Source organism: Streptomyces sp. NEAU-W12, assembly GCF_026242095.1.
Lineage (GTDB): Bacteria > Actinomycetota > Actinomycetes > Streptomycetales > Streptomycetaceae > Streptomyces.
The window spans coordinates 80,897-88,177 of the sequence record NZ_JAPJDM010000031.1 but is presented as its reverse complement, the minus strand read 5'-3'; the positions used below and the strand labels follow the sequence as shown (position 1 = coordinate 88,177).

The following is a 7,281-nucleotide window of genomic DNA, read 5'->3' as shown; positions in this document are numbered from 1 at the left end:
TCCCGCTCCGAGCCGCTCGAGCAACGCGTTGTCCATATCCGGCAGTCTAGGTCCGGCCGGCGCCTCCTGCGGTCGGTGCGCGGGCCGGCCGACGCCTCCCGGCGTCGGATCGCTCCGGCGGTGAACACGGCGGGGCCCGCGTCCGTATGGACCGAGGGCACTCGACTCAGGGGAGGCCCCGCGGTGTTCGCACCGCGCTGCTCTGGTTCGGGAGTCATGCATGAGGCACGCACGACGACGGGTCGTCCGGCGAGTGACACGGCTGGCTGCCGTCGGCGGACTCCTCCTCGGAGCGACGATGGTGACCCGCGCCGTCGCGGGCGAACCCCCGGCGCCGGCCCCGGTTCCGTACGCCGCGTCCGAGGAGGACACCGGTCCCGGCTCCTCGCTCGTGTCGCGGCTCGGTTCGTCCCGCACGGCGGGCAGCTGGCTCGGCGAGGACGGGCGCACGGTCGTCGCGGTCACCGACGAGAAGGCCGCGGCCGAGGTGCGGGAGGCCGGCGCGGACCCGACGATGGTGCGCCACAGCATGCGCGACCTGAAGTCGGCCACTCGGACGCTGGGGTCGGCGCCGCGCGTACCGGGGACGGCCTGGGCCGTGGACTACCGGTCGAACGAGGTGGTGGTACGCGGCGACAGCACGGTGTCCGCGGACGACTGGTCCGATCTGACCCGAGTGGCGGAAGGAGCCGGTGGTTTCGTCCGCATGGAACGCACCGAGGGCACCTTCACCACGCGGGTCAACGGGGCGGAGCCCATCCTGTCGACCGCCGGACGCTGTTCCGCGGGCTTCAACGTGACCGACGGCAAGCGTGAGTTCATTCTCACGGCCGGGCACTGCGGGCCGGACGGGTCGGTCTGGTTCGCCGACGACGGAGGCAGGAGGAAGGTCGGCACCACGGTCGGCGGCAGCTTCCCCGGCGACGACTACTCCCTGATCGAGTACGACGGCGGCCGGGCCGGCGAGGGCGCCGGTGTCGTCTCGGTCGGCAACGGCCAGGGCGTACGGATCACGGGTGTCGGCGACCCCACCGTCGGCCAGCGGGTGTTCCGCAGCGGCAGCACCAGCGGGCTGCGCGACGGGGAGGTGACGGCGCTCAACGCGACGGTGAACTACCCGGAGGGCACGGTCAGCGGCCTCATCGAGACCACTGTGTGCGCAGAGCCCGGTGACAGCGGCGGCCCGATGTTCTCCGAGGGCATCGCGCTCGGTGTGACGTCGGGCGGCAGCGGCGACTGCCGGCAGGCGAACGGTACGACGTTCTTCCAGCCGGTCACGAAGGCACTGACGCAACTGAAGGTGGACCTCCTCGTGGCCCCGGCGGCCGGGGGCGACGCGGACACGGCCGCCCCCGCTCCGTCGGCGGAGGACGCGGCAGCGGCTCCGGACACCGCGTCACCGGGTTCGTCGGCGGCGGGCACCAGCGCGTCGCCGCTGCTGTCCCGCCTGACCGACCCGCGGAACGTGGGACCCGGGATGCTGGTCATCGGGGGCAGCCTGATGACTCTGGTGGCGACCCGCTGGATCCGGTCGGAGCAGGACCGCAAGGCGTACCAGCGGCACTACTCGGCGACATGGGGCTGAGCCGGACGCCGGCCCGGGCATCGGCCAGGAGGCTCACCCGTGCCCCGGGCGGCTCCGGCCACGAGGAAGGCGGATGCGTCCCGGCCGAGGCCGGGACGGGTGAAGGGACAGGCGGAGGGAGGACCAACGGCACAGCCCGTGCGGCGCCTCAGGCCGCCTCGGCCCGCTCGGGAAGGGCCGCGGCCCACTCCTGGACGAGGCGCTGGTACTCCGCGCGCTGCTCGCCGCTCAGTGTCCCGCCCGACCGGAGCCACAGGGCCCGGATCTCCTCGTTGACCTCGGCAGCCGATCGCTCGGATGACGGTTCGAGAGTGGTGGACATGCTGTGAAGCATAGGACCACCGACGTGAAAGCCGCGTGAGTATTAACGAACTAATCGGACATAGCGGACAGTGTCACTGATCACGTCCATCTGCCATGGAACGTGGGCGAGTTCACATCCCCGAGCTCCCGTCCGCAGCCTTTTCCCTCCCTGGTGAAGGGCACGCGTTCCTGACGTCCTCGCCCGGTGTCGTCGGCGCCGGCCGGTTCGCCGTCCTGTTCCAGGCGCGCCCCGGCGTCGGTGACATCCACGTCGGCGAGCCGCTGCAGCCCAACCAACGGTCACGAGGGCGGCCCCCTACCTCGTGGACGTCTTCGTGACCGCCGGGAGCACCCGTGCCCCCTGCCCTCGGTGACCGCCCGTCGGCGCTGCAGGGCGGTACCCGGCTGAAAATCCCGGGCTTCGGGGAGGCGTCGCAGGCGTGACCGCGGCAACGGGGGGAGGTGAGCCGTCAGCGGTAGCCCGTGACGTCCGCCGGCTTGCCCGGGTCCTGGACCTCGACGAGGTAGCGCCAGGCGTCCGGACGGCTGCCGTCGAGGTCGGTGAAGCCGTACTCGCGGGCGAGGCCGCCGCTGGAGAGGGAAGTGCCGTTGAAGCGGGACACCCGTGGGTCGGCGGCGAGCGCGGCGACGGCCCGGCCCACGTAGCGCGGGGTCTCGGAGATGGCGAAGTGGGGCACGCGGGTCAGGGCGTCCCGCCAGTTGTCCTCCCCCACCCCGAACTCGTCGAGCATGATCTCCGAGCGGAGCCAGCCGGGGGTGAGCGCGAGGGCCGTGGCGCCGCGCGGGCCGAGTTCGTGGCCGAGGGCGAAGGCCATGCGCAGGACGGACGCCTTGGCGAGGTCGTAGAAGAAGGAGACGCGGTAGGTGTCGCGGTTGTAGTCCGCGGTGCCGTCGGTGACCTCGACGACCAGGCCGCCGGGGTGGCGCAGCAGCAGGGGCAGGGCGTGGTGGCTGGTGACGGCGTGGGTGTCCACCGCGAGCCGGAGCAGGCGCAGCCCCTTGTCGAGGTCGTGCTCCCAGACGGGGGCGTCCCATTCGAAGAGCTTCTCGCCGCCCCAGATGTCGTTGACGAGGACGTCGAGGCGGCCCTGCTCGTCGGCGATGCGGTCGACGAGGGCCTTGACCTGGGCGGGGTCCAGGTGGTCGGTGGGCACGGCGATGCCCCGGCCGCCGGCCTCGGTGACCAGGTCGGCGGTGTCCTCGATGGCCTCCGGGCGATCGTACTCGGAGCGCTCGGCGCGGGTGCTGCGTCCGGTGACGTAGACGGTGGCGCCCACCGCGCCCAGTTCGACGGCGATGCCCCGTCCGGCTCCCCGGGTCGCTCCCGCGACCAGTGCGACCTTGTACTGCGACGAGCCGTCGCTGCTCGACGACCCGGTGGTCGACTCCGGCATGATCCGGCCTCCCCTCACGTGCGACAGCGATCTGCTGTCGTTACGAGCGTGACGGGTAAGCCGGACATCCTCTGTCACCTTTTCCCTGAAGTCACCGGAGCGGCCTCAGTGGCCGCGGGCGATCCACTCCTCGAGGTGCGGGGCCTCCGCGCCGATGGTGGTCGGGTCGCCGTGGCCGGTGCGGACCGCGGTCCGAGGCGGGAGCGTGAGCAGCCGCTCCCGGATCGAGTCGATGATCGTCGGGAAGTGGGAGAACGAACGGCCGGTGGCGCCGGGACCGCCCTGGAACAGGGTGTCACCGGTGAATACGGTGGCGAGCCCGGGATCGTACAGGCAGACCGCACCGGGCGCGTGCCCCGGCGTGTGCAGCACGGTGAGGTCGGCGCCGGCCGCCTCGATCACCTGGCCGTCGACCAGCCAGGCGTCGGGGTCGCGGTCCGGGTGGGTCTGCCTCCACAGCGGCAGGTCGTCGTGGTGCAGCCAGATGGTGGCCCCGGTGCGCTCGGCCAGGGCGGGTGCGGCGTCGATGTGGTCGTTGTGGGCGTGGGTGCACACGATCGCCTTCAGGCGGCGGTCGCCCACGGCCTCGGCGATGGCGGCGGCGTCGTGGGCGGCGTCGATGACGACCACCTCGTGGTCGTCGCCGACGATCCACACGTTGTTGTCGACGTCCCAGGTTCCGCCGTCGAGGCTGAACTGCCCGGAGGTGACGAGGTGTTCGATGCGGGTGGCCATCAGAGCACCACCACCGAGCGCAGCACGTCACCGTGATGCATCCGCTCGAAGGCCTTCTCGATCTCGTCGAGCCGGATCGTCTCGGTGACGAACGCCCCGAGGTCCAGGCGGCCTTGCTGGTGCAGGTCGATCAGCATGGGGAAGTCGCGCGAGGGCAGGCAGTCGCCGTACCAGGACGACTTCAGGGAACCGCCGCGGCCGAACACGTCGGCGAGCGGCAGTTCGAGCTTCATCTCCGGGGTGGGCACGCCGACGAGGACGACGGTGCCGGCCAGGTCGCGGGCGTAGAAGGCCTGTTCGTACGTCTCGGGGCGGCCCACGGCCTCGATGACGACGTCGGCGCCGAAGCCGCCGGTGAGTTCGCGGATCGCCTCGACCGGGTCGGCCGTACGGGAGTTGACGGTGTGGGTGGCGCCCATGGAGCGGGCGGTCTCCAGCTTGCGGTCGTCGATGTCGACGGCGATGATCCGCGCCGCTCCGGCGAGCTGGGCACCGGCGATGGCGGCGTCGCCGACGCCGCCGCAGCCGATGACGGCGACGGAGTCGCCCCGGCCGACGTTGCCGGTGTTGATCGCGGCGCCGATGCCGGCCATCACACCGCAGCCGAGCAGCCCGGCGACCTGCGGGGAGACCGCGGGGTCGACCTTGGTGCACTGTCCGGCGGCGACGAGCGTCTTCTCGGCGAAGGCTCCGATGCCGAGCGCCGGGGAGAGTCCGGTGCCGTCGGTGAGGGTCATCTTCTGCTTCGCGTTGTGCGTGTCGAAGCAGTACCAGGGGCGTCCGCGCAGACAGGCACGGCACTTGCCGCACACCGCGCGCCAGTTGAGGACGACGAAGTCGCCGGGGGCGACGTCGGTCACGTCGCCGCCCACCGCCTCCACGACACCCGCGGCCTCGTGGCCGAGCAGGAAGGGGAAGTCGTCGTTGATGCCACCCTGCTTGTAGTGCAGGTCGGTGTGGCACACCCCGCAGGCCTGGATGCGGACGACCGCCTCGCCCGGCCCCGGGTCGGGTACGACGATCGTCTCGATGCGCACCGGCTCGTCCTTGCCCGGTGCGATCACGCCGCGTACTTCCTGCGCCATGGTGCTGGCTCCTTCGTCTCCCGGTGGTACGTCCTGTCGACCCTACGCGACCTGCCCGTGACCCGGCCGATCGGCTCCACAGCAGGTCGTGGCGTTCGTACCGGTGTTCCACACCCGTGTGCCGTGCCGGGTGGACCGGGGGCGCCCCGGCGCGTCCCGGGACCACCGCGGCGACGTAGCCTGAACTCTCCGCCCGACGCCCAGGGAGCGACGTGACCAGCACAGCGCCGAAGGCAGTACGGAAGTCCGCTCCGCCCGCCTGGCGGGCACTCCTCGGTTACGTGCGACCGCACCGGTGGGCCCTGCTGGGCGGTGCCTCGTTGTCCCTGCTGACGGGCGCGACCGGTCTGATGCTGCCGCTGGTCGCCCGGGGCCTGATCGACGACCTGTCGGACGACCGGGCCATCACCGGCGCCCTGGTGCTGATGTCCGCCCTCGTCGTCGCCAACGCCGCGCTGGGCGCGCTGGGTTCGTACGTGCTGCGGCGTACCGCCGAGTCGGTGGTGCTGGGGGCGCGGCGCTCGCTGTCGTCGTATCTGCTGCGCCTGCGGATCACAGCCGTGGACCGCAGTGAGCCCGGCGACCTGATGGCCCGCATCACCTCCGACACCACGCTGCTGCGGGAGGTCACCACGGACTCGCTGGTGGGCCTCGGTACGGGCGGTCTGACGCTGGTCGCGACCATCGCGCTGATGGGCTTCGTCGACCCGGTGCTGCTGGGGGTCACCCTGGCCGTGATCGTGGGTGCGGGGACGGTCCTCGCGCTCGTCGTGCCGCACATCAGCCGGGCCAGCCGGCAGGCTCAGGACGCGGTCGGCGTGATGGGGGCCTCCCTGGAACGGGTGCTGGGCGCGCTGCGCACGGTGAAGGCCTCCGGTGCCGAGCCACGCGAGGAGCGCGCGCTGCACGAGGCGGCCGAGGAGTCGTGGCGGCAGAGCGTGCGCGCCGCCAAGTGGTCGGCTGCGGCGGGCAACACGGCGGGGCTCGCGATGCAGGTCGCCTTCGTCACGGTGCTCGCGGTGGGCGGGGCGCGGGTGGCGACGGGCGCCATCGACATCGGCACGCTGGTGGCGTTCCTGCTGTTCGTCTTCTACCTCATGATGCCGATCCAGAGTGTCGTCGGCGCGATCACGCAGTACCAGACGGGCAGCGCCGCCCTGGCCCGTATCCAGGAGGCGCTGCGGCTGCCCGCGGAGCCGGCCGCGGGGCCCGCGCTCCTGCCCGCGCCGGGTACCGCGCCCGCCGCGCCCGCCGCACTCGCCTTCGACGACGTGCGCTTCCGCTACGCGGACGATCTGCCGTACGTGCACCACGGTGTCTCGTTCACCGTGCCCGCGCAGGGCATGACCGCGTTCGTCGGCCCGTCCGGCGCGGGCAAGACCACCGTCTTCTCGCTCATCGAGCGCTTCTACGACCCGGACTCCGGGGTGATCACCCTCGACGGGCGGGATCTGGCCGACTGGGAGCTGTCGCGGCTGCGGTCCTCGATCGGCTACGTGGAGCAGGATGCGCCCGTCCTGTCGGGTTCCCTGCGCGACAACCTCCTGCTCGGGAACCGGGAGGCGGACGACGACGCGGTGGCGCGGGTGGTGAAGACGACCCGGCTCGACGGGCTCGTCGCCAGGCTCCCGGACGGGCTCGACACCCTGGTGGGGCATCGCGGCACCAAGCTGTCCGGCGGAGAGCGCCAGCGGGTGGCCATAGCCCGTGCGCTGCTGCGCAGCCCCCGGCTGCTGCTGCTCGACGAGGCCACCTCGCAGCTCGACGCGGTGAACGAGGCGGCGCTGCGCGACACCGTCGCCGATGTGGCCCGGACGACGACGGTGCTGGTGGTCGCGCACCGGCTGTCGACGGTGACGATGGCCGACCGGATCGTGGTGATGGACGCGGGCCGGGTCCGCGCGGTCGGCACGCACCGGGAACTGGTGACCGCCGACCCGCTGTACGCGGAGCTGGCGGCGACGCAGTTCCTCGCGACGAGCGGGTGATCCCTCTCAGCCGTCCGCCCCGCACCCGGGCGGACGGCTCCGCCCGGGTGCGGGAGGGTGCGGGCGGGCCGGAAAGAGCGGGCGGTCCGGGGAGTGCGCGGGGCGGGCTTGCCGTACTCACCGGGCAGGGGGAGGCTCGTAGGTGAGGCCCGGTGCGGCCCGCTCCGGAC

Annotated in this window: 6 protein-coding genes; 2 read left to right on the top strand and 4 right to left on the bottom strand. The window is 72.6% G+C overall.

What is annotated here, in order from left to right; translation table 11 throughout:
* Positions 1–220 precede the first annotated feature (220 nt).
* On the top strand, positions 221–1,585 hold the full coding sequence (locus ORI94_RS30760) for a S1 family peptidase (protein ID WP_266075648.1): 1,365 nt from the start codon (positions 221–223) through the stop codon (positions 1,583–1,585).
* 148 nt (positions 1,586–1,733) lie between these two features.
* On the opposite strand, the gene ORI94_RS30755 is transcribed toward ORI94_RS30760, so the two are convergent.
* The 4 genes from ORI94_RS30755 to ORI94_RS30740 form a co-directional block, all read right to left on the bottom strand.
* A complete protein-coding gene (locus ORI94_RS30755; RefSeq protein WP_266075646.1) occupies positions 1,734–1,919 on the bottom strand; it encodes a hypothetical protein in 186 nt (61 codons plus the stop codon).
* A gap of 439 nt (positions 1,920–2,358) precedes the next feature.
* Positions 2,359–3,303, bottom strand: coding sequence for an SDR family oxidoreductase (locus tag ORI94_RS30750; protein WP_266075644.1), 945 nt, complete (start codon positions 3,301–3,303; stop codon positions 2,359–2,361).
* Positions 3,304–3,408: 105 nt separating this feature from the next.
* Positions 3,409–4,038 carry an MBL fold metallo-hydrolase gene (locus ORI94_RS30745; RefSeq protein ID WP_266075642.1) on the bottom strand — a complete coding sequence of 210 codons (630 nt, stop codon included), beginning with the start codon at positions 4,036–4,038 and terminating at the stop codon, positions 3,409–3,411.
* A complete protein-coding gene (locus tag ORI94_RS30740) occupies positions 4,038–5,123 on the bottom strand; it encodes an S-(hydroxymethyl)mycothiol dehydrogenase (RefSeq protein WP_266075640.1) in 1,086 nt (361 codons plus the stop codon). The genes ORI94_RS30745 and ORI94_RS30740 overlap by 1 nt, the downstream gene beginning before the upstream one ends.
* A gap of 212 nt (positions 5,124–5,335) precedes the next feature.
* On the opposite strand from ORI94_RS30740, the gene ORI94_RS30735 reads away from it, so the two are divergent.
* Entirely contained in the window at positions 5,336–7,111 is a 1,776-nt protein-coding gene (locus tag ORI94_RS30735; RefSeq protein WP_266075638.1) for an ABC transporter ATP-binding protein, read from the top strand.
* The last annotated feature ends 170 nt before the right edge of the window (positions 7,112–7,281 follow it).

What these genes read in the sequence shown, in the direction of transcription:
- ORI94_RS30760 (WP_266075648.1), top strand. Translation starts at nt 221, where the DNA reads ATGAGGCACGCACGACGACGGGTCGTCCGGCGAGTGACACGGCTGGCT.
- ORI94_RS30755 (WP_266075646.1), bottom strand. Translation starts at nt 1,919, where the DNA reads ATGCTTCACAGCATGTCCACCACTCTCGAACCGTCATCCGAGCGATCG.
- ORI94_RS30750 (WP_266075644.1), bottom strand. Translation starts at nt 3,303, where the DNA reads ATGCCGGAGTCGACCACCGGGTCGTCGAGCAGCGACGGCTCGTCGCAG.
- ORI94_RS30745 (WP_266075642.1), bottom strand. Translation starts at nt 4,038, where the DNA reads ATGGCCACCCGCATCGAACACCTCGTCACCTCCGGGCAGTTCAGCCTC.
- ORI94_RS30740 (WP_266075640.1), bottom strand. Translation starts at nt 5,123, where the DNA reads ATGGCGCAGGAAGTACGCGGCGTGATCGCACCGGGCAAGGACGAGCCG.